12 protein-coding genes and 2 pseudogenes are annotated in these 19,907 nt (G+C 67.7%); 2 read left to right on the plus strand and 12 right to left on the minus strand.

The genetic code is table 11. From position 1 onward, the window contains the following. From BST47_RS29660 to pdxR, 10 genes and pseudogenes are all read right to left on the minus strand, one after another. Positions 1–1,147: pseudogene (locus tag BST47_RS29660) on the minus strand (HNH endonuclease signature motif containing protein); the annotation flags it as partial. A gap of 51 nt (positions 1,148–1,198) precedes the next feature. Further along, the gene (locus tag BST47_RS29665) at positions 1,199–2,110 is read right to left on the minus strand and encodes an MBL fold metallo-hydrolase (RefSeq protein WP_083129322.1); all 912 of its coding nucleotides are present in this window, start codon (positions 2,108–2,110) and stop codon (positions 1,199–1,201) included. Next, positions 2,107–5,298, minus strand: a complete 3,192-nt coding sequence (locus tag BST47_RS29670) for an arabinosyltransferase domain-containing protein (RefSeq protein ID WP_107529129.1) — start codon at positions 5,296–5,298, stop codon at positions 2,107–2,109. The genes BST47_RS29665 and BST47_RS29670 overlap by 4 nt, the downstream gene beginning before the upstream one ends. A gap of 8 nt (positions 5,299–5,306) precedes the next feature. Further along, positions 5,307–8,576 (minus strand): arabinosyltransferase domain-containing protein, encoded by a 3,270-nt coding sequence (locus BST47_RS29675; protein WP_083129324.1) that lies wholly within the window; start codon positions 8,574–8,576, stop codon positions 5,307–5,309. Positions 8,577–8,765: 189 nt separating this feature from the next. Further along, the gene (locus BST47_RS29680) at positions 8,766–11,984 is read right to left on the minus strand and encodes an arabinosyltransferase domain-containing protein (protein ID WP_083129325.1); all 3,219 of its coding nucleotides are present in this window, start codon (positions 11,982–11,984) and stop codon (positions 8,766–8,768) included. A gap of 11 nt (positions 11,985–11,995) precedes the next feature. Next, entirely contained in the window at positions 11,996–13,864 is a 1,869-nt protein-coding gene (locus BST47_RS29685; protein ID WP_083129326.1) for a galactan 5-O-arabinofuranosyltransferase, read from the minus strand. A gap of 2 nt (positions 13,865–13,866) precedes the next feature. Continuing rightward, positions 13,867–14,667 carry a decaprenylphospho-beta-D-erythro-pentofuranosid-2-ulose 2-reductase gene (locus tag BST47_RS29690; RefSeq protein ID WP_083129327.1) on the minus strand — a complete coding sequence of 267 codons (801 nt, stop codon included), beginning with the start codon at positions 14,665–14,667 and terminating at the stop codon, positions 13,867–13,869. Next, positions 14,668–16,068 carry a decaprenylphosphoryl-beta-D-ribose oxidase gene (locus BST47_RS29695; protein ID WP_083129328.1) on the minus strand — a complete coding sequence of 467 codons (1,401 nt, stop codon included), beginning with the start codon at positions 16,066–16,068 and terminating at the stop codon, positions 14,668–14,670. Positions 16,069–16,127: 59 nt separating this feature from the next. Then, positions 16,128–16,526 carry a GtrA family protein gene (locus BST47_RS29700; RefSeq protein WP_083129333.1) on the minus strand — a complete coding sequence of 133 codons (399 nt, stop codon included), beginning with the start codon at positions 16,524–16,526 and terminating at the stop codon, positions 16,128–16,130. A gap of 24 nt (positions 16,527–16,550) precedes the next feature. Then, positions 16,551–17,969 (minus strand): MocR-like pyridoxine biosynthesis transcription factor PdxR, encoded by a 1,419-nt coding sequence (gene pdxR / locus BST47_RS29705; protein WP_083129329.1) that lies wholly within the window; start codon positions 17,967–17,969, stop codon positions 16,551–16,553. A 49-nt stretch (positions 17,970–18,018) separates the two neighbouring features. Here pdxR and BST47_RS29710 point away from each other — a divergent pair, with 49 nt between their 5' ends. Next, positions 18,019–18,489: a carboxymuconolactone decarboxylase family protein gene (locus BST47_RS29710; RefSeq protein ID WP_083129330.1), complete on the plus strand. Its 471-nt coding sequence runs from the start codon at positions 18,019–18,021 to the stop codon at positions 18,487–18,489. Between the two features lie 12 nt (positions 18,490–18,501). Further along, on the plus strand, positions 18,502–19,260 hold the full coding sequence (locus BST47_RS29715) for a phosphotransferase family protein (protein ID WP_083129331.1): 759 nt from the start codon (positions 18,502–18,504) through the stop codon (positions 19,258–19,260). 9 nt (positions 19,261–19,269) lie between these two features. Here BST47_RS29715 and BST47_RS29720 read toward each other — a convergent pair whose 3' ends face one another. Together BST47_RS29720 and BST47_RS30940 are read right to left on the minus strand one after the other, a co-directional pair. Next, positions 19,270–19,620, minus strand: a complete 351-nt coding sequence (locus BST47_RS29720; RefSeq protein WP_083129332.1) for a TFIIB-type zinc ribbon-containing protein — start codon at positions 19,618–19,620, stop codon at positions 19,270–19,272. 93 nt (positions 19,621–19,713) lie between these two features. Next, positions 19,714–19,907, minus strand: a pseudogene (locus tag BST47_RS30940) (HNH endonuclease signature motif containing protein); the annotation flags it as partial.

The following is a 19,907-nucleotide window of genomic DNA, read 5'->3' on the forward strand; positions in this document are numbered from 1 at the left end:
GGGCGGGGTTGGGCGGTCCGGGGGGGGGGGGGGTTGTGGGGGGGGGGGGCCAGGGATGCCGGGCTCAGGGTGTGGCCGTTGGTGTCGGTGACGGTGATGTTGGGGGCGGGTCCGGTGATGGTGATGTCGCCCCGGTGATGGGCTCGGTGGTGGTAGGGGCACAGCAGCACGAGGTTGTCCAGTTCGGTGAGGCCCTCGTCTTCCCAATGCACGATGTGATGGGCGTGCAAACCGCGGGTGGCCGCGCAGCCGGGGACCGCGCAGGTGGCGTGGCGGTATTCCAGGGCGCGGCGCAGCCGGCGGCTGATGGTGCGGGTGGCGCGCCCGGCCCCGATGGGTTGGCCGTCGCGTTCAAACCACACCTCACAGGTGGCGTCGCAGGTCAAATATTGGCGGTCGGCATCGGAGAGGAGCGGCCCCAGATGCAGGTGCGCGATCTGCTCTTTGACGTCCAGGTGCACCACGACGGTGCTGCGCTGGCTGTGCGGGCGTCGCGCGGCATCGGCATCGGCGCCGGATTCGACCAGGCTCATGAACGCAGCACCCTTGGTGGGAAACGGTGCCCGGTGCTCTGGAAGGAGGTTGTCGTGGTTGCGTTTCCATGCCGCGATCGCGGCATCGAGCTGCGACTGGATCGCGGCGTCGAAGGTTGCGGCATCCAGGTGCGAGAGTCGGATCTTCCAGTAGACGTACTGTTCGTCGCTGCCGGTTTTGGTCAGCGTCGGCGGGCGTTCAGGCTCGGGCTGATGGTCGGGTTCGGTGTCGCGCCAGGGGTCGGGTTCTGGTGGCAGGGGTGGTTCCAGTTTCAGTGCGGTGTTGAGTTGGCTGACGGTGGCGACCTCGGCCAGCGCGGCGTAGTGGGCATCGGATCCGGCGCCGGCCTTTTGGCGATGGCCCCGACCTGATCCAGCGACAGGCGGCCGTCGTGCATCCCTTGAGCGCATAGCGGGAATTCGGGGAGCCGGTGCGCGATCGCGGCGATGGTGTTCGCGGTCGCCGTGCAGGATCCGGTTTCGGCGATGATCTCCACGATGCGGGCATCGATGGCGTTGCGCTGCCCCATCAACTCGCCCAACTCCTCGAACAACACCTCCAGACGGTCCACACGGCGCAAGTCCGGCGCGTCGACTGAGGCGGTCAAGGACATACCTCATACAAGCACGAGGGTACGACAAGTATTGGGCTGCAGGTCAGTTCGTCAGATGGGCGGAAGTTCCAGCCAGTCGTCGACCATGAACGCGTCGCCGCGCGCGACCACCGTCGCGCCGCCATGTCCCGGATAGTGCGCGGGGATCACCGCGGCGCGGCGTCGGGACGCCTCGGTCAGCACGCGTTTACGGGTCGCCGCCGCGGCATCGAAGTTCTCGTCCCACGCACACGGATCGTTCGGGCGGTGCAACTGCATCGGGCAATGGGTCAGGTCGCCGACGAACACGGCGGGCTTACCCGCATCCAGCCACACCACCGAAGCGCCCGGCGTGTGTCCCGGGGCGGGACGCAGCCACAGCGCATCGCTGAGCTGGTGGTCGCCCGACCACATCTCGATCTGCCCGTCCACCGGAGACACGCTGTCCGCGAACACCGTTCGGACATGCTGCTGGGTCGCTTCCGCTTCGGGTGACTCGGGCTTCGACGTCTGCGCCGGACCGTCAGGGCAGAAATGCCGGTAGTCGGCTTCGGGTACCAGGTAGCGCGCGTTGGGGAACGTCGGCACCCAAGCCTCGCCCTCGCGCCTGGTGTTCCAGCCGACGTGGTCGAAGTGCAGATGGGTGTTCACGACGACGTCGATGTCGGCGGGGTCGAAGCCGGCACGTCCCAGCACACCCAGGAAATCGGTCTGCAGATGATCCAGCACCGACATCAGTGGGCGGGCCTTGTCGTTGCCCGCCCCGGTATCGATGAGCACGGTCTGCCCGTCGACCTGAATGACCCAGATCTGCATGGCGATTCGCCAGCCGCCCTCATTCCAGTAGGTCGGCTGGAACTCCGTGGCCTCGCGCCAGACCTCCGGCGGCGTGAATGGGAACACCTCGGTCGGCAGGTTGTCGACCTGGGTCTCGATGACTCGGGTGAGCGTGGCATTGCCGAGGCGGATGCGGTCCGATGTCACGGTTTGATCCTGATGTGTCCCGGGGAGTACAGCCCGCTGTGGGTGGTGGTCCCGAATTCCAGGGTTGCGGGCTCCGCTTCGACAATGGTGTCGAACTTGCGCAGTGATCCCCAGTCACGGCCCCAATCGTTCGACAGGTACGTCGCCATCACGTGCGCGCGCAGCAGGAGGTCGCTGATGCCGAGCAGGCCGCCGTTGAGCCCGTCCTGCCAGGTGTCGGTGTCCTTGCGCTTCGCGTTGTAATCCGGGGTGATCCGGTACTTGGGAATCTCGGTGACGCCGTTGGCGTGCAGCATCGGCTGCTGGCAGGGGAACGCCAGCCCAACCGCCCAGTCCATCAGCACGGGCTGGTCCGATCCGACGTACTCCTGCACCGATCGAAGTTCCGGCACCCGCGGCGGGGTGACGGCGATCCAATCGCCGGTGGTCAGCGAAACATCTTCGGCCACAATGCGTACCGCGACCGCGTCGGCGGGAATCTGGTCCCGGGGGAACCGCAGATTGCGCCATGACGGGGCCGGTCCGAGGTCATAGGGCACCAGCCGGCCCGCGGGAACGGGGTTGCCGTCCGGGCCGCGCAGCGCGTACTCGAGTTCGACGGTCTGACCCTCGGTCCGCCCGTTGAACACGCTGTCGCCGGTGATGGTGCCCGCCGCCGTGATGACCACGAGGGGGTGAGCATCCTCGCGCGGCGGCAGCTCATACCACGCCGACGTCAGCCGACTCTGCTGCTGGGAGCCCTGAACGTAGCTGCCGGCCAACGGAACCCGTGCCGGGTCGAGGCCGTACGGTAGCGGCACCGTGGACTCGTTGACGCCGGGCGTCTTGCGCTTCGTCGGCTGATCCCAGTCGTAGTCGGTGCCGGGCATCGGCAGGTTCATCCGGATCGTCTCGGCGACAATCTTTTCCGGCACACCGTTGGGCGTGAATCCGGTCGCGCCGACGCCGCCCAGTGGGCCCAGCGGACCGTAGTCGCCGGGTAGTGCCTTGAGATAACCGTCGTTCGGATCGGGTTCCACCAGCACGTCGTCGGCCAGGCCGCAGCCGCCGGTGAAGGCGCGCAGGTTGGCCCACGCGTTGGAGTACGTCGGGTACTGACGCACCACACCCGCGAGCATCGAGCCGACGAACACCAGCACCATGAATCCCGCCGCGACGGGAATCGGTGCGGCCGTGATGGCCCGCGTCACGCGGTCCTCACCCCAGCGCCGGTCCGTGAAGTGCAGGAACGTCGCCCATAACGCGGCGAGGGCGAACAGCGCGAAGAAGATGGTGCTGACGGTGATAGGACCGATCTTCGGCATCGCGTTGTTGAACGGGACACCGTAACTCGACACGTACCACCACCCGTTGGTGGTCGCGAAACACAGTGCCAGCAGGAACAATACGGCTGCGACAACCGCCATCCGGTTGCGCGACCAGCGCAGCACCGTCCGCGAGACCAGCACCGTCGCCAATGCCGCCATCGCGGCGCCCACCGCGGCGAACAGACCGAAGTGATGCACCCACTTGGTCGGCGCGAACTGCAGGAAGAAGATCGTGCCGAAGATCGTGCCGATCAGTCGCCACGCGGGTCCGCGCGCCACACCGGGAACGCGCTTGCGCCGCAACAGGATGAACAACGAGGCGAACAGGGCCAGCGCGGTCATCAGGAACCCGAACCGGCGCGACAACGAGCCGTCGACCGTCGGCAGGATGAGGTAGTAGTAGCGCAGGTTCTCGGTCCACCACTCCTGCGCGGGCCCGACGGACGTGCGAATTCTGGTGGCTTCCAGCACTGTTGCGATCGTCTGATCGGCGAAGACGACGGTCAGGATGACAGTTCCCGCGGCCAGCATCGGCAACACCAGCGGCCAGGTACCGACGAGGCGGTGTCTGCGCACGAGGATCCGCAGGATCGGCCGTCCGCCCGCCAGCAGCGCGGCGACGGCGATGAGCCCGGTCGGTTGGATGCCCAAGGTGAACGCGGCGGTCAGGGTGGCCAGTGCCGCCGGTGTCATCCGCCCCGAGGCGATGGCCCGCTCGATCAGCACGTAGGTGATCAGCGCGCCGGTGGCGATCTGGCCTTCGGGTCGCAGGCCGTTGTTGAACGGCATCCACGCCGCCAGCAGAACCAGGCCCGCCGCCCACACTGCGGCCCGGCTCGACGCCACCGCGGGGCCCAGCCTCGGCAACACCTCGCGGGACAGCAAGAGCCAGCACACGATTCCGCAAACCAGGTCGGGCAGCCGGATCCAGATACTCGAATCGCTGACGCTGGTCATCAGCGCCAGCAGGTTGTAATACCAGCCGAACGGATCCTCGGGGCTGCCGAACCATCGGAAGTAGTTCGACATGTAGCCGGCGTGGCCCGCGATGCGCGCCATCTGAAGCTGATAGCCGTCGTCGGACGAGTTCGCGCCGATGATGTGCCACAGCATGAAGCCGCCGACCACCACCACATCGGTGGCACTGAAGGTGCGCCACCGCGTCGGGATGACCCGTCGCATCCGCCGGCCGTCGACCTGGTCCAACTTCCACAGCGCGACCAGCGCGATGATCGTGGCGACCATCGCCAGCACCATCGCCGAGAGCTTCAAAGCCGTTGGGTGCGTGGTGAACCGGGTGTCGATCACCGCCGACACCGAGAGCCCCGGCGGTGCCGGGCCCGTCAGGTCGGTGAAGACGCCGACGATCTGGGGCCGCAGGTTCGGATCGACGAAGCCGGTGTACTGTTCCGTCCCATCGGCTTTGCGCAGCCCGACGAACGTCGCGAACGTGCCCGCCTCCGACGACGTGATCTCGATGCGTTGGCAATCGGGGGAAACCAGCCGCGCGCGCGGCACGCTCGCCACCACGACGTTGCGGTCGGTGATGTCGACCCGCTGCGCGGAAACCGTGACGAACAGGCCCTGCAGTGCAGCTTGCTTGCCCTCCTTCGGCGCCGTCCCGAGGACCATGCCGCCGCGCGGCGGCATCGCGCGGATGACCTCGCAGGGCACCGTCGCCGTCATCGACACCGGGGTCAGCGAGATCAGCGGCGCCGTCACGTTGTTCAACTGCCCGGCCTGTGGCCAGTTCAACGTCGCCGTGGTCTGCACCACTGGCAGCAGCGGTGTCGCGACCGATAGGACGAAGCCGATGAGCCCGGCGATCATCGCCACCCAGCGCGCCGTCTTCACGTCCCTCTGGTCCCGAAGCTCAGTCATGGTCCCGTTCATGGCAACGCCCTGATCGGTCCGTTGCGACTCCAGCCGAAGACGCGTTGCGTGCCCTGTTCGACGCTGGCGTTCGGCGCCCGCGATTCCGGTACCACCCGTTGGTAACGCTCGATGGAACCCCAGTCGCGGTACCAGTCGTCACGCAGGTAGCTCGGGACTGCCGTGGTGCGCAGCAGCGCCTGGATGAACAGGAACGGTCCGCCGTCCTGCGCGGACTGCCACATGTTCGACGACGACACGATCTGCTTGAAGTTGGGCATGATGCGGTACTCCGGAAGCTCTGCCACACCGAGGTGTTCGGAGAACGGGCGCTGGCAGGGGAAGTTCGCCGCCGTCGCGATGTCGAGCATCACCGGTGTTTCGGATCCAAGCAGTTGTTGCGCGGTTTCGAGCACGGGCACCCGCGGCGGGGTGAAGGCGAACCACTGGTCATCGGAGAGGTTCGGGTCGTCGGCGACGATGCGCGCGACGTTGGCTTCCGGCGGCGCCCACGCGAGCGGGAAACGCAGGTTGCGCCAAGCCTTTTGGGGGAAGATGTCGATGGGCTGCACCTCGCCGAGGGCCTGATAGCTGCCGTCGGGGCGGTGCACACCCCACTGCAGTTTCAGCGACTGCCCGTAGTTGAAGGAGCCGTCCTCCTCGTAATACCAGATGGCACCGGCGGCGGCGACGGTCACCAACGGCCGGTCCGGGGTGCGCGGCGGCAGTTGGTACCACGCCGAAGTGACCTTGGCCGCAAGGGTGTTCTCGTCGTAGCTGCCCATCACCGGCGTGCGCTTGGGATCCAGGCCGAACGGCAGGAAGGCGTTGGATCCATTGACGCCGACGGGTCCGTAGCCGCCGCCGGTGCCTGCCGCGTAGCCGATGCCGACGTTCGGTTCGTTGGGGGAGCCGTCGGAGTTCACCAGACCGGGGTTGGCGGTGACGGGCTCGGCGGGTTCGAGGGTGTCGCTGACGCCGTTCGGGGTGAAGCCCACCGGATCCTCGCCGCCGAGCGGCCCGTACTCACCAAACCGCTGACCCGGAACCGGTTGCAGCATACCGGCATTGGTGTCCGGCTCGACGAGGACGTCGTCGGCCATCGAACAGCTGGTGGAGGACAACCCCGACATGAGCGCGGCGACGTTCGCCTTGGCGGTGGTGTACACGGGATAGCGCTGGGCAGCCCCCTTGGCCAGCGAGCCGACCTCGAGCACCACCATGATGACCGCCACCACCAACAGCGGCGTCGAGGCAAGCGCTCGGTTGCGGCCGGTGTTGGCGACCTCGACGTGGCCCGTGTAGTCCATGCGGAAGTGCAGCCATCCTGCGAGCAGGCCTGTCAGGATCGCCAGCACGAGGAAGATGGTCAGGACCGGGATCCCGGCGATCACCGGCTGTTTGTCGAACCACGGCACCCCGTAGTTGCCGACGTAGAACCAGCCGTTGATACCCGATGTCGCCCAAGCCAATACGAACAGCAGCCCGGTCACATACAGCGCGAGGTTGCGTCTGCTGTGCAACCCGACCCGCGCGAACGAGAACGCGGTGACCGCGCCGAGCGCACCTACCACGGCGGCGAATGCACCGAACTGAATGCCCCACTTCGTCGGCGTGAATGTCAGCAGCAGAAGGCCGATGGCGGTCGTACCGATCAGCCGCCACACCGGGCCGCGGGCCATGCCGGGGACCACGCTGCTGCGCAACAGGACGGTCAGCATGCCGAACAGGCACATCAGCAGCACCAGCACCGCGAAGCGACGTGTCAGCGACGAGTCGACGCTGTCCTCGACGGTGAGGAAGTAGTAGCGCAGGAATTCCTGGTACCAGGCGATGGTCGGGCCGACGACGTATTTGATGCGTGCCGACTCGGCGACGGTTGCCAGCGTCTGGTCACGGAACACGATCACGAAGATCAGCGCCGCCGAAGAGAACAGGGTGGCCAGCGGGGCGGCCAGACCGTCGACCGCGCGGCGGCTGCGGATGATCCGCGCCGCTGCGCGGCCGCCGACGAGCAGCGGTGCCACCGCGATCAGGCCCTGCGGCGCCAGCGTCACCGAGAACGCGGCCACCACGATGGCGACCGCGTACGGCAGCAGGCGTCGGGTGCCGATCGAGTATTCGACCAATGCCCACGCGGCGATGACGCCGAACGCGATCAGCGGCTCGGGCCGCAGGCCGTTGTTGAAGGGCAGCCAGGCCGCCAGGAACACCGCTCCCGCGGTCCAGACGGTGACGCGGTTCGCCGCCAGGCGCGCGCCCAGCCGGGGTAGCACCCAGCGGCTGAGGATCAGCCAGGCGCCGATGCCGGCCAGCGTCGCGGGGATGCGCATCCACACGCTGGCGGTGCTGATCGCCGCGAGCTGCGCGAGAACGGACTGATACCAGTCGAAGGGCGCCTCGGTGGCGCCGAAGAAGCGGTAGTAGTTCGCGGTGTAGCCGGCTTCTGCGGAGACCCGGGCGATGGTCAGGTTGTAGCCGTCGTCCGACGTCAGCGCACCGATGAGGTGCCAGAGCAGCAGTGTCCCGACGACGCCGATGTCGGCGAGCCAGGTGGCCCACCCCGCCCGCCAGAATCGCCGCCACGCGCGGGCGACCCGGCGGCTCCGGCGATCCAAAACGGCCATCGCCATCATCGACGCGATCACACAGACCACCCCGAGCACCATCACGGCCAGCTTGAGCGTCGTCGGCGAGGTGATGAACCGGGTGTCGATGTCGATGCGGCCCGACAGTCCCGCCTGCGCGGCCACCTCGAGATCGGTGAAGACGCCGGCGACCTGAGGCTTCTTCTCGGCCGACAGGGTGCCGGCCGCGCCGGGGATCCCGATGAAGTCGGCGCCGACCTCGCCGGGGTTGGCCCAGAGGTGGAGCGTGCTGCACGCGCCGGACTCCACGGCGGGTCGGGGTGCCACCGCGGCGACGGAGTCGCGCACCGCGACCACCACGACATCTTCGGTGGCGCGGACGAACAGGCCGTTACGGCTGGCGTCGATACCGGCGGGCGGCACGGTCGACACGACCAGACCGCCCTCTTCAGGCAGGGTGGCGACGGCCTGGCAGGGGATCGAGATGTCGAGCGCCAGGGGTGCGCCTGACACCAGCGGAGCGGTGATGTCGGTGATCAATCCGTCGGGGCTGGACGTCTGGGGCCACAGGATGGTGGCGGTGGTCTGTTTGACCGGCAGCAGCGGAACCAGCCCGCACAGCAGCAGCCCGGCGATGCCTGCGACGACCGCGATCAGGCGCGCGAACCGGTAGGTCCGCTCTTGTTCGTCGCGTGGCACGAGGGTCGATGGTAGGCGACGGGACTGTCCGCGCTGACGATGCGGGGCCGTGCGCAGCTTGATATTGATCGGCGGGCTGATGCGCCCCTCGTAACGCCCCCTTGTAACGACATGGCGCGATTCGGTTCGAATTTCCGCCACGTGGTTACTCCGGCGGGCCGCGACCCGTCACGTCGGACGCCGTTGTCGTCAGGACAGTCGCAGCGGCGCCGGGCTCCACAGCCCGCTACGCGTGGCCTTTCCGAGTTCCAACCGCGCGGGTTCGGCGTTCGGGTACCACGGTGTGAGCTGCTGCAGCGCGCCCCAGTCGCGGAACCAGTCGTCCTTCAGATAGCTGGGCACCGTGGTGGCCCGCACCAGCAGTTCCGTGATGCCCAGCGGACCGCCGCCGAGGTAGTCCATGACCGGTGAGTTGGCCTCGGCGCCGAACCGGTCGGGCAGGATGCGCCACTTGGGCACCTCGGTGAGGCCGTACTGATGGGCGAAGGGGCGCTGGCACGGGAACGCGAGGCCCACCAGCCAGTCCAGCAGCACCGGGTCCTGGGTGCCGACGACATCCTGCAGTGTGCGCAGCTGCGGTATTCGCGGCGGGGTGACGGCGATCCAGTGCTGCGGGTTGAGGTCGTCGTCGTTGGCGACCAGCCGCACCTGGGTGGCGTCGGTGGGAATCGCGGCCATCGGCGCGCGCAGGTTGCGCCAGGCCGGCACCGCGCCGACGTCGGCGAACCCGACGCCGCCACCAGCCTCGTCCGCCGCCGCCTGTTCGTCGGTCGCCCACTGCAGGGTGACCTCGCCCGGGTCGAAGCGTCCGGCGGCGGCGACCACCAGCAGCGGGCCCGCGTCATCGCGGTTTGCGGGCAGCCGGTACCACGCGGAGCGAAGCTCGGCCGGCTGCTGGGTGCCGCTGCGCCAGCTGCCCATCACCGGTGTGGTGGCCGGGTCGAGACCGTAGGGCAGGCGCGCCCGGGATCCGTTGACGCCCGCCGCGGCGGTGGTGCCGCCCTCGGTACCCGCCTCGCCTGCGGTGTCCTCGGCTTCAGGGGTGTCGGCGAAGTTGGTGGCGGTGCCGGGACCGCTCGCGGATTCGTCGGCCGACACGTCGGACGGGATTCCGTTGGGCCCGAAGCCTTCTGCGGTCAGCGCTCCCAAAGCATCGCCGACGGGGGTGTCGACGGGCTCCAGCATGGCGGCGTTGGGGTCCTGCTCGACGAGCACGTCCTCGGCCATCCCGCAGGACTTGCCCGCCACCGCTTCGAGGTTGGATCGGCCGACGCTCCAGGCCGGATACTGGTCGACCATCGCCAGTGTCAGCGATGCCACCTCGAAGACGACAAGCAACCACGTCGCAATGGCCAACGGCGACTGGACAATTCGTTGCCAGCGGCTCGGCGGACCCGGCGGCGACATATCGCGGCCGGAGAAGTGGAACCACGCCGCGAGCAGCAACGCGACGATCGAGAGTCCGAGCAACATGGTGGTGAAGCCGAACTTCCACTCAGGGAACTGATTGGACCACGGCACCCCGAAGTTGGAGACGTACCACCAGCCGTTCACGGTCGCGAACGACAGCGCCATCACGAACAGCACCGCCGCGGCGAACACCGCGCGGTTGCGACGCGAGCGCATCGCGACCGCGGTGACGGCGACCGCGGCCAGCGCACCGAGCGATCCGGCCAGACCGGCGAACACGCCGAAGTGATGCGTCCACTTGGTGGGGGTGAACATCAGCGCCAGGAACGAGATGACCGTGATGCCGATGATGCGTCGGCTCGGGCCCAGCGCGGTTCCCGGAATCCGGTACTTGCGCAGCGACATCGCCACCGACGCCGCAAGGGTCAGCAGCAGGGTGAGCACCGCGAACCGCCGGGCCACCGAGCCGTCCGGGCTGGTGGTGAACAGCCGCTCGTATCGGATGTGCTCGTCGAACCAGCTGAGGCTCGGACCGACCGCCGACTTGAATGTGTTGGCCTGCAGTTCGCCGGCCAACGTCTGGTCGCGGAAGATCAGGAAAATCGTCACTGTGCACGCCGCCAGGATCGGGGCGAGCAGCGCCAGATACCCGAATCGCGAAGTATGGGCGGCCACAATGGTTTTCAAGGGACCGACGGCGACCAGCAGCGCGCCGACGGCGGCGATGCCGGTCGGTCCGGAGAACAGCGTCAGCGCGCCGATGATGATGGCGATCGCGACCGGAAGCAACCTGCTGGTGGCCACCCCGCGTTCCACCGAGCACCAGGTGAGCAGGATGCCGAGCGCGATGATCGGCTCGGGACGCAGGCCGTTGTTGAGCGGCAGCCAGAACGCCAGGAACAGGCCCGCCGCCGTCCACGCCGCGGCCTGGCTGGTCTTGACGGCGTGGCCCAGGCGCGGCAGCACCTCGCGACTGATCAACCACCAGCACGCCAGTGCCATCGCGAGCGTGGGCAGGCGCATCCACACGCTGTTGGTGCTGACGTGCGCCCACAGGGCCAGCAGGTCGTAGTACCACCCGAACGGCGCCTCGGGGGTGCCGAACCATCGGTAGTAGTTGGCCATGTATCCGGCGTGTTCGGACACCCGCGCCATCGTCAGGATGTAGCCGTCGTCGGCGGTGTTGGCGCCGACGAAGTGCCACCACACCAACACCGCGGTGACCACGCCGTCCAACGGTTTGACCGACCACCAGCGCGGCGGCAGGAAGCGTTTGACCTTTCTGCCGTCGGCGGTGTCCAGCACGTGCAGCGCGCCGAGCGCGACGATCGTCATCGCCACCCCGACGATCATCGCCAGCGTCTTCAGCAGCGTCGGTGAACTGGTGTACCGGGTGTCCAGCGTCGCGGAGAACTCCAGGCCGGGCGGCGCCGGGCCGGACAGGTCGGTGAAGACGCCGACGATCTGCGGGCGGAAGTCGTAGCCGCCGCGCTCACCGCGCAGGGGCGCGCCGGGGTCATCGGACTCGGCCGACTTTTCCAGTCCGACGAATTCGCCGGTCACCTTGTCGGCCTGGGCGGTGAACGTGAGTCTCTGGCACGCCGGGCTGAGCACCTGGCTCAGTGGTGCGCTGACCACCGGGGTGTTGCGGACGATGACGAGCAGGTCGTTGTTGACCCGTTCGATGAGTAGACCGCGGTCGATCGCCTTGGGCGCCTGTTTGGGCACCGTGGACAACAGCACGGTCCGGCCGCGGTTCTCCTGACCGGCAAGGCCGGCCGCCGCGCTGCACGGCACCGAGATCGTCAGATCGGTGGCCACATAGCCGATCAGCGGCGCGTCGACGCTCTGCAGCACCCCGTTCTGCGGCCAGTTGAGCTGCGCGGTGGTCTGCGTCACCGGCAGCAGCGGGGTGGCGATCGCCAGCGCCGCTCCGACCAATCCGGCGACGATGGCGATAAGCCGTGCGGTCCGGTGGTTACTCCCGGCGGCGATCACGGGGGTTGATCCTAGTTGGGCAGCCGAATGGCCAGCACGAACGGCCCGATCTCGGACACATCGAAGCGCGGATCGTCGAACAGGGCCTCGTCGAGTGCGACGTGGTAGCGCCGCACGTTTGGTTGGTTGGGGTAGACGTCCGACGCCAGTCGCAACGTGTAGGTGTCAGCCGCACCGGACGGGCCACCCCGTCGCATCAGGAAGACGTCGGGCGCCTTCCACCGTAGTGAGTCGAGGCTGTCGATGAACTCGTCGGCGTCGGTCAGTGTGGCCCAGCCCTCGATGGTGTCCGCGCGCTTCTCGAATTGGGCAAGCGGGTTGGCGTAGTGCGACGTCAGCCCCTGGAAGCCGTAATAGGGGTAGTACGACAGGAAGCTGTAGTCCGCCGTGAGTACGACGGTCTCGTCGCGTGGCCGACCCGTCACCTCGCCGATCCTGGCGTCGATCTCGCGGTAGTAGCGCTCGGCTCCCGGGGGCCGGCGGTCGGCCCGCTGGCCGTAGCCGTCGGTGTCGGTGTAGGCGACGACGATGTCGGGACGCAGCACGTCGGGGATGTCCTGGGCGAAGGTCAGCGCGCCGAGGGTGCCGAGCGTCGCCGCCGCGGCGACGACCCGCTTGGCGGTTTCGGGCTGATACCTGCGGGCGATCGCCACGCTGACTTCGATGAAGCCGAAGGCGCCCGCCGCGGTCAGCAGCACCGTCAGCGCCGGCTGCAGCCGGAACGACAACAGGGTGGTGCCGGCCAGTGTGGTGAGCATCGACAGCAGCGACCACGCGTAGACGGTGAGCACGGCGACGGCCAGCGCGCCCGCCCTGGTCGACGAACGGGCCCGCCACACCAGCCACAGCGTGCCGACCATGCAGAGCATGCCGAGCAGGGTGAACCGCAGCATCGGGAACTCGAGATTCGCGCCCGCTTCGGGCAGGTAATGCTGGGCCGTCCCGGAATCGGCGGGCGTGTCCTTGGCGGCGGCCAGCAGCCACGGGCCAAGACCGATCAGCCACATGGCCGCCGAGATCGCCGCGATGACAAGCAGTCTCAGCAGCGGCTCGAAAGAACGGCGAACCGCGGCAAGGGTGAACGCCATGATCGCCAGCGTGAACGCGGCATAGCCGAGCAGCAGCGAGTAGAACAGCGCCGCGACACCGAGGAACACGCCCGTCGCGATGACGGCCGCCCAACCGCCCTTACGATTACCGCCCCGCAGGCCCGACCACGCGAGCACGAAGACCGGCGGCAGCAAGACGGTGATGACGGCGGCGTACGGCTCGGCGGCCGAATACGCGAGCGTGGCCGCGGCGGTCGCGGTCGTCACGATGAGCGCGTATTCGAAGCGAATCATCGCGGCCCACAACACGAATGCCAGCACGATCGCGATGGTGATCGAGATGATGGACCACGGCTTGAACATCTCCCACGCGGGGGTGCCGCTCAGCGCCGCCATCCGGCCACCGATCCAGAACCAGCCCGGCGGGTAGAACGGCGGCAGACCGTAGTACGTCATGTCGTGCAGGCTGGGACTGTCGGCGAGGCGAGTCAGGTACTCGGTGCGGAACTGCTGGTCGACGGAGATGCCGAACAGGTACAGCTTCGTCGCACCCAACGGCATCGCCAGCGTCACGACCGAGAACGCCGACACGAACGCCCATGTCCCGAGCCGGGCCAGCACACACCGACCTCGCCGCCACAGCAGCCCCGACGCGAACAGGCCAGCCAGACAGGCGAACTGGCCGACGGTGGTCAGGGCGTGCAGCTGGTTCGACGAGTTGTAGGCGGGCCATTCCACCCGCGCGATCGCGACGAGGGACACCGCGGCCACGGTCACCGCGATGATGGCCGCCACGGCCATCTGGCCCAGCGTGGCCAGCGCGCCCCGCATGACTAGATCGGCAGCTTGCGCATGATGGCGCGCGGAATGTGCCGGATCACCATCATCACGTACCGAAACGCTCCCGGCGCCCACACCAGATCCTTGCCCTTGGCCGATGCCGTGACCGCCAGTTCGGCGACGTCTTCCTTGTCGACCGTGAACGGCGCCTCCTTGGCGCCGGTGGCTTTCCAGTACGCGATCGTCGTGCCGGTACGCACCTGGCCGGGCCTGATCACCAGGACTCGAACACCGAACTCGCGCAGCGCTTCTCCCAGTCCGAGATAGAAACCGTCCAGACCGGCCTTGGTCGATCCGTAGACGAAGTTCGAACGCCGCACCCGCTCGCCGGCGGCCGAACTCATCGCGATGATGCGGCCGAAGCCCTGCGCGCGCATCTTCTCGCCGAGGAGCACACCGACCGAAACCGCGGCGGTGTAGTTGATCTCGGCGATCTGCACGGCCTTGCGCTGGTTCTGCCACAGTTCCTCGGCGTCACCGAGCAAGCCGAACGCGACGATCGCCACGTCTATATCTCTGGGGCCGCCTGCTGTGCCTATCGCGAACGCCGCGTCGATGACCTGGGGGTGACTCTCGGTGTCGACACCGTCGAAGTCGAGCCATTCCACGGATTTCGCACCCGCCGCCTCCATCTGGGCGATGGCGTCGTCACGCTTGGGATGGCCCGGGAGGTCGGCGAGCACGACGCGGGCTTTGGCGTTGCGCAGGTAGCGCTCGCAGATCGCCAGCCCGATCTCGGAGGTGCCGCCGAGCAGCAGGATGGTCTGGGGATTACCGGTGGCATCAAGAACCATTTACAGAAGCTCCAAGCGTCGGGCCATATCGGATGCGAAGACGCCGTTCGGATCGGCCTTGCGGCGCACGGCGATCCATTCGTCGATGAGGGGATACATCTGGTGGAATCTCTCCGCGCTGACGCGGGAGTCCTTCGCGGTGTAGACCCGCCCGCCGAATTCCATGACACGGTCGTCGAGTTCGTTGAGGAACTCGTTGACCCCGGCCTTGTTGGGAAAGTCCATCGCGACGTTCCACCCGGCCATCGGGAAGCTCAGCGGCGCACGGTTTCCCGGGCCGAACAGTTTGAAGACGTTCAGCGCCGAGTAGTGGCCGCGCGTCTGGATCCAGCGGATGATCGCCTTGAACTCGTCGAGCGCATCGGGCGGCACCAGGAATTGATGTTGGGCGAAACCTGCTGGGCCGTAGGCGTTGTTCCATCCGCTGACCAGATCGAGCATGTGGTAGAACTGCGACAAGTTCATGATCTTGCCGGTGTACGTGCCACCGAGTCGGTAGTAGACCTCGCCGATCGCCACGAACGACAGCTTGTTCATCGCACTGATCGGGAAGATGTCGGGCACCGTCAGCAGTTGTGGCGCATCGAATTTAAGCGGGTTCTTGGCCAGCTTGGGGGGCAGTTGGTCCAGGGTTGCCAGGCTCCCCCGGCTGACGGCGGCGCGACCGAGTTTGGGTGGCGGGCTGATGAGGTCGAACCAGGCGCTGGAGTAGGTGTAGCGGTCCTCGCTGCCGTCGAGGTGCACGGCGATGGTCTCGTCGAGGTCCTTGGTCGCGACACCGTCGGCGATGAAGTACGCGGTTTCGGTGCGCGTCATCACAATGCTGGCACGCACGATGATGCCCGTCAGGCCGTTGCCGCCGACGGTCGCCCAGAACAGCTCGCTCTCCGGCCCGTCGGGTGTGAGCGTGCGTACTTCGCCGTCGGCCATCAGCAGGTCCGTCCACAGCACGTGGTTGCCGAAGCTGCCCGCGCTGTGGTGGTTCTTGCCGTGGATGTCGGAGGCGATGGCGCCGCCGACGGTGACCTGCCGGGTGCCGGGCAGCACCGGAACCCACAGCCCGAAAGGCAGCGCCGCCTTCATCAGCTGATCGAGGCTCACGCCGGCGTCGACGTCCGCCAGCGCCGTGTCGGCGCTGATCGAATGAATGCGGTTGAGCGCGGTCATGTCGACGACGAGGCCGCCGCCGTTGCACGCCTGATCGCCGTAGGACCGGCCGAGGCCGCGCGCAAGGACGCCGCGACGCAGGAATGCCGGGCTCGACGCACCGGGATCGTTGGCCTCACGGACCGCCGTGGCGATCAGTTCGACGTCGGGTGTGGACAGCACCTGCGCGACCGACGGTGCGGTGCGCCCGAACCCGGTCAGGGCGCGCGAGGTCGTCGGAAGGTTGTCGAACATCGTGACGAGGGTACCGTGCGGCCCGGTACGGCCCGGCCGGCTGATTGCCGTCAGAGTCGTCAGCGCAGCCGGAAGATCACGGCGCGCTGCACGACGAAGTTGATGACCGTCGCCGTGCCTTGCGCGATGACGAACGCCACCACGACCGCGGTCGGTGTGTAGTCCAGTAGGCGGAGGAACAGGTGGTTCAGTCCCACCTGGACGACGAAGGTCGTGATGTAGAGCGCCCACACCGCGACCAGTCGCGCTCTGCTGGGAGGAGCCTGGAACGTCCACCGCCGGTTCAACAGGTATGCCGTCGTGGTGCCTGCGATCCAGCCGATGACTTTGGCCAGATCGGGTTGCATGCCTGCACCCTTGTAGAGCAGGACGTACAGGCCGAAGTCGACGATGGCGCTGAAGCCGCCGGTGACGATGAATCGCCAGATCTGGGTCGCGAGACTCAGGTCTGGGCGCATCGGGGGCTCGGTCACCCGGGCAGCTTAGCCACCCACTCCGCTGGCGTTGAGCACGGCGCGCAATGCGTCGATGGCGGCGGGGAAGGCGTGGTCGGCCGGGGTGCCGAAGCCGATGACGAGGCCGTCGGGGCGCGGGATCTCGGGCCCGGCCTGTGGATGACGCATGATGGACAGCCCCTGGAGTCCGATGCCGGCCTCGCCGGCTCGTTGCAGCACTTCGTGTTCGGCTCCATTGGGCAGCGTCAGGGTCAGGTTCAGCCCGGCGTCCAGTCCGCGGATTTCGATGTCGGCGTGTGACAGCGCCTGCACGATGACGTCGCGGCGTCGCCGGTAGCGCATGCGCATGCGGCGGATGTGCTTGTCGTAGCCGCCGCTGGTGATGAACTCGGCCATCGTCAGTTGGGCGATGCCGTCGACGTAGAACTGGGAGCCGCCTTCGGCCTCGATGACGGGGTCGACGAGGTCGGTGGGCAGCACCATCCAGCCCAGCCGGAGCACGGGTGACAGGCTCTTGCTCGCGGACCCGAGATACACGACGCGTTCGGGGCTGAGCGCCTGCAGCGCACCGACCGGCTGGCGGTCGTAGCGGAACTCGCCGTCGTAGTCGTCGTCCAGGACGTAGCCGTCGGTGCGTTGGGCCCACTCGACGACCGCGGTGCGCCGCGAGGGATGCAGCGGCATCCCGTAGGGATTGTGGTGGGCGGGGGTGAGGAGGACAGCGGGCACGTCGAGGTTGTCGAGCTCGGCCACTATCGCGCCGTGGTCGTCGAGACCGATTGGGACAGTGGAGATTCCCATCGCGGCGAGCGCGTCGCGGAATACGAAAAGGCCGTACGCCTCGACGGCGATCGGGCGTTGGGTTCCGAAGACCCGGCCCATGAGTTCCACGGCATGCCGCACGCCGGCGCAGATGACGATCGATTCCGGTGAGGTTCGGACTCCGCGCACCCGCGCGAGGTAGTCGGCGAGTGCGTCGCGCAGTTCGGGTCGACCCCGCGGGTCGCCCCTGCGCAGCGCCTCGGTCGGGGCGTTGGTGAGCGCGCGTCGAGTGGCGGCAGCCCACTCGCTGCGCGGAAACTCCGCGACGTCCGGATTGCCGGGCATCAGGTTGTGCGTCGGCGACACGTTCATGCCGCGGGGGCGGGCGGGACGTTGGGCGCCGCTGGTGTTGACCACCCAGGTACCCGCACCCTGCCGCGACGCCAGCCATCCTTCGGCGACGAGTTCGGCGTACGCCTCGGCGACCGTGTTGCGGGCCAATCCGAGGTCGACGGCCAGGGATCGGGACGGCGGGAGCATGGTGCCCGCGGCGAGGCGGCCGGACCGCACGGCGTCGCGTAGCGCGGTGAGCAGGAGTTCCCTGGCACCGCGGACGCCGGGTGTGATGGTTTCGCGGAGATCGAGGTGTAGGTCACGGGTACCGGGATTGGCCCACGAAGTCATGGCTGAAGTTAACCATGCAGATGGGATTTTGCCCATTAGCGTTGGGGGCATGACAACGACATTGGAAAGTTCAGAGGCCCTGGAACGAATCAAGATCTACAAGACGTCGCCGGAGTTGTACGAGGCGATGATGACGTTGAGCAATGCGGCGGCCAAGGACGTCGACGTCGAGCTCGGCGAGCTCATCAAGATCCGCGCGTCGCAGATCAACCACTGCGCGTTCTGTCTCGACATGCACACGCGGGACGCGCGCAAGCATGGCGTCAGCACGCAGAAGCTCGACGTGCTTGCGGCGTGGGAAGAGGCGGGGCCGCTGTTCTCCGAACGCGAGCGGGCTGCGCTGGCGCTGACCGAGGCGATCACCGAGCTCGGCGACGGCCATGTGCCCGACGAGGTGTACCAGCGTGCGGCGCAGGTGTTCTCCGACCGCGAGCTGGGTCAGGTGATCGCGATGGCGGTGACCATCAACGCGTGGAACCGCATCAATGTCGCCGCCCGCGTTCAGCCGCCCACGCGGTAATACGGTCAAGGGGTGCAGACCCGGTCCGGTGCAGAGATCCGCGTCGATGGTGACGTGGTCTACAAGCTGCACCGGCCGGGAACCGACCCGCGTCAGTTGACCATGCGGTTGCGGGTCGCCGCGGGGTCGAAGGCCCTGCTGTCACCGTCGGAGGTGAAACCCGAAGCCGTCGGTGATCGGTGGCGCACCAAGTGGCCGTACGTGGAAACTGTTGTGCCCCAACCTGAACATCTGCCGTGGGCCGAGGCGGGTGGGCTGCTGGCGCGCCTGCACCGTGAGGAGCCGGTGGGGCGGATCCCGCCGCACGGTTGGCCGCAGCGGTTGCGCCGCGCGATGGATGAGTTGCGGGAGGATCGCGACGCCACGGTGCTTCGCGCGGCCGCCGTTCTACCGGACGCGGTGTGGCGTGCGGGGTCTGCGGCACGGCCGTTGACGGTGGTGCATGGCGATTTCCACCTGGGCCAGCTCGGTAGAAGGGATGCCGGAGCGGCGTGGTTGTTGATCGATGTCGACGATCTCGGGATCGGCGACCCGGCATGGGATCTGGCTCGGCCCGCCGGTTTCTGGGCGGCGGGCCTGATCCCCGATGACGATTGGGGCGCGTTCGTCGACGCGTATCGCGAGGCCGAGGGTCCGGCACTGCCGGACGGTGACCCGTGGCCGGTCCTCGAGCCATTCGCCAGGGCCGCGGTGGTGCAGGCCGCCGCCCACCATCGCGATGATGAGTTGCTGATGGCGGCCTGCACGCGGATGGCTGGCTCGGTTGGCTAGCTGGGTTGGCTAGCTGGAGAAGAACAGCCGACCGAAGCCCTGCTTGCGGTAGTGCTTGTTGCCGCGATGACCCCAGCCGGGGCCGTAGTCGTAGCCGCCGTAGCCCTGCTGTCCGCCGTAACCCTGGTGCGGAGCCGGTGGTGGCGGTGGCGCGGACTGGACGAAGCGGTTCTCCATCTGCGTCAGCGACTCGAGCTCACCGAAGTCGAGGAAGATGCCGCGGCAGGTGTCGCATTGCTCCAGGTGGATGCCGTTGCGTTCGTAGGTCTTCATGATGCCGGCGCACTTGGGACACAGCAGCGTGGTACCTGCACCAGGCGACGGCGGAGGCTTCGGGGGTTCATATGGCGGGATGCTCATATCGCGATAACGCTAGAGCAACCTGGGAAGTGCCTGGGAGCCTGTCGGCGGTGTGTCTGCGGGTAGTCGCGGCGACCGGTGACAGCGCTGCGCTCAGAATGGTGCTGGGTCGTGGTCGCTCGGGGGTGGTGGTCGGGTGGGGAAATAGTTGTCGTCACAATTGTTTCCGGCATCCGCTTGCCGCTGTTGATTGCGCTCGTGGGCTTCGGTGTGGATGAGGGTTTGGTTGTGTCGGCGTTCGTCGTTGATGGCTTGGGTGCGGTTCTGTGCGCGGGTGGTGGTGCGTC

This window comes from Mycolicibacterium tusciae (assembly GCF_002086795.1).
GTDB classification, from domain to species: domain Bacteria; phylum Actinomycetota; class Actinomycetes; order Mycobacteriales; family Mycobacteriaceae; genus Mycobacterium; species Mycobacterium tusciae.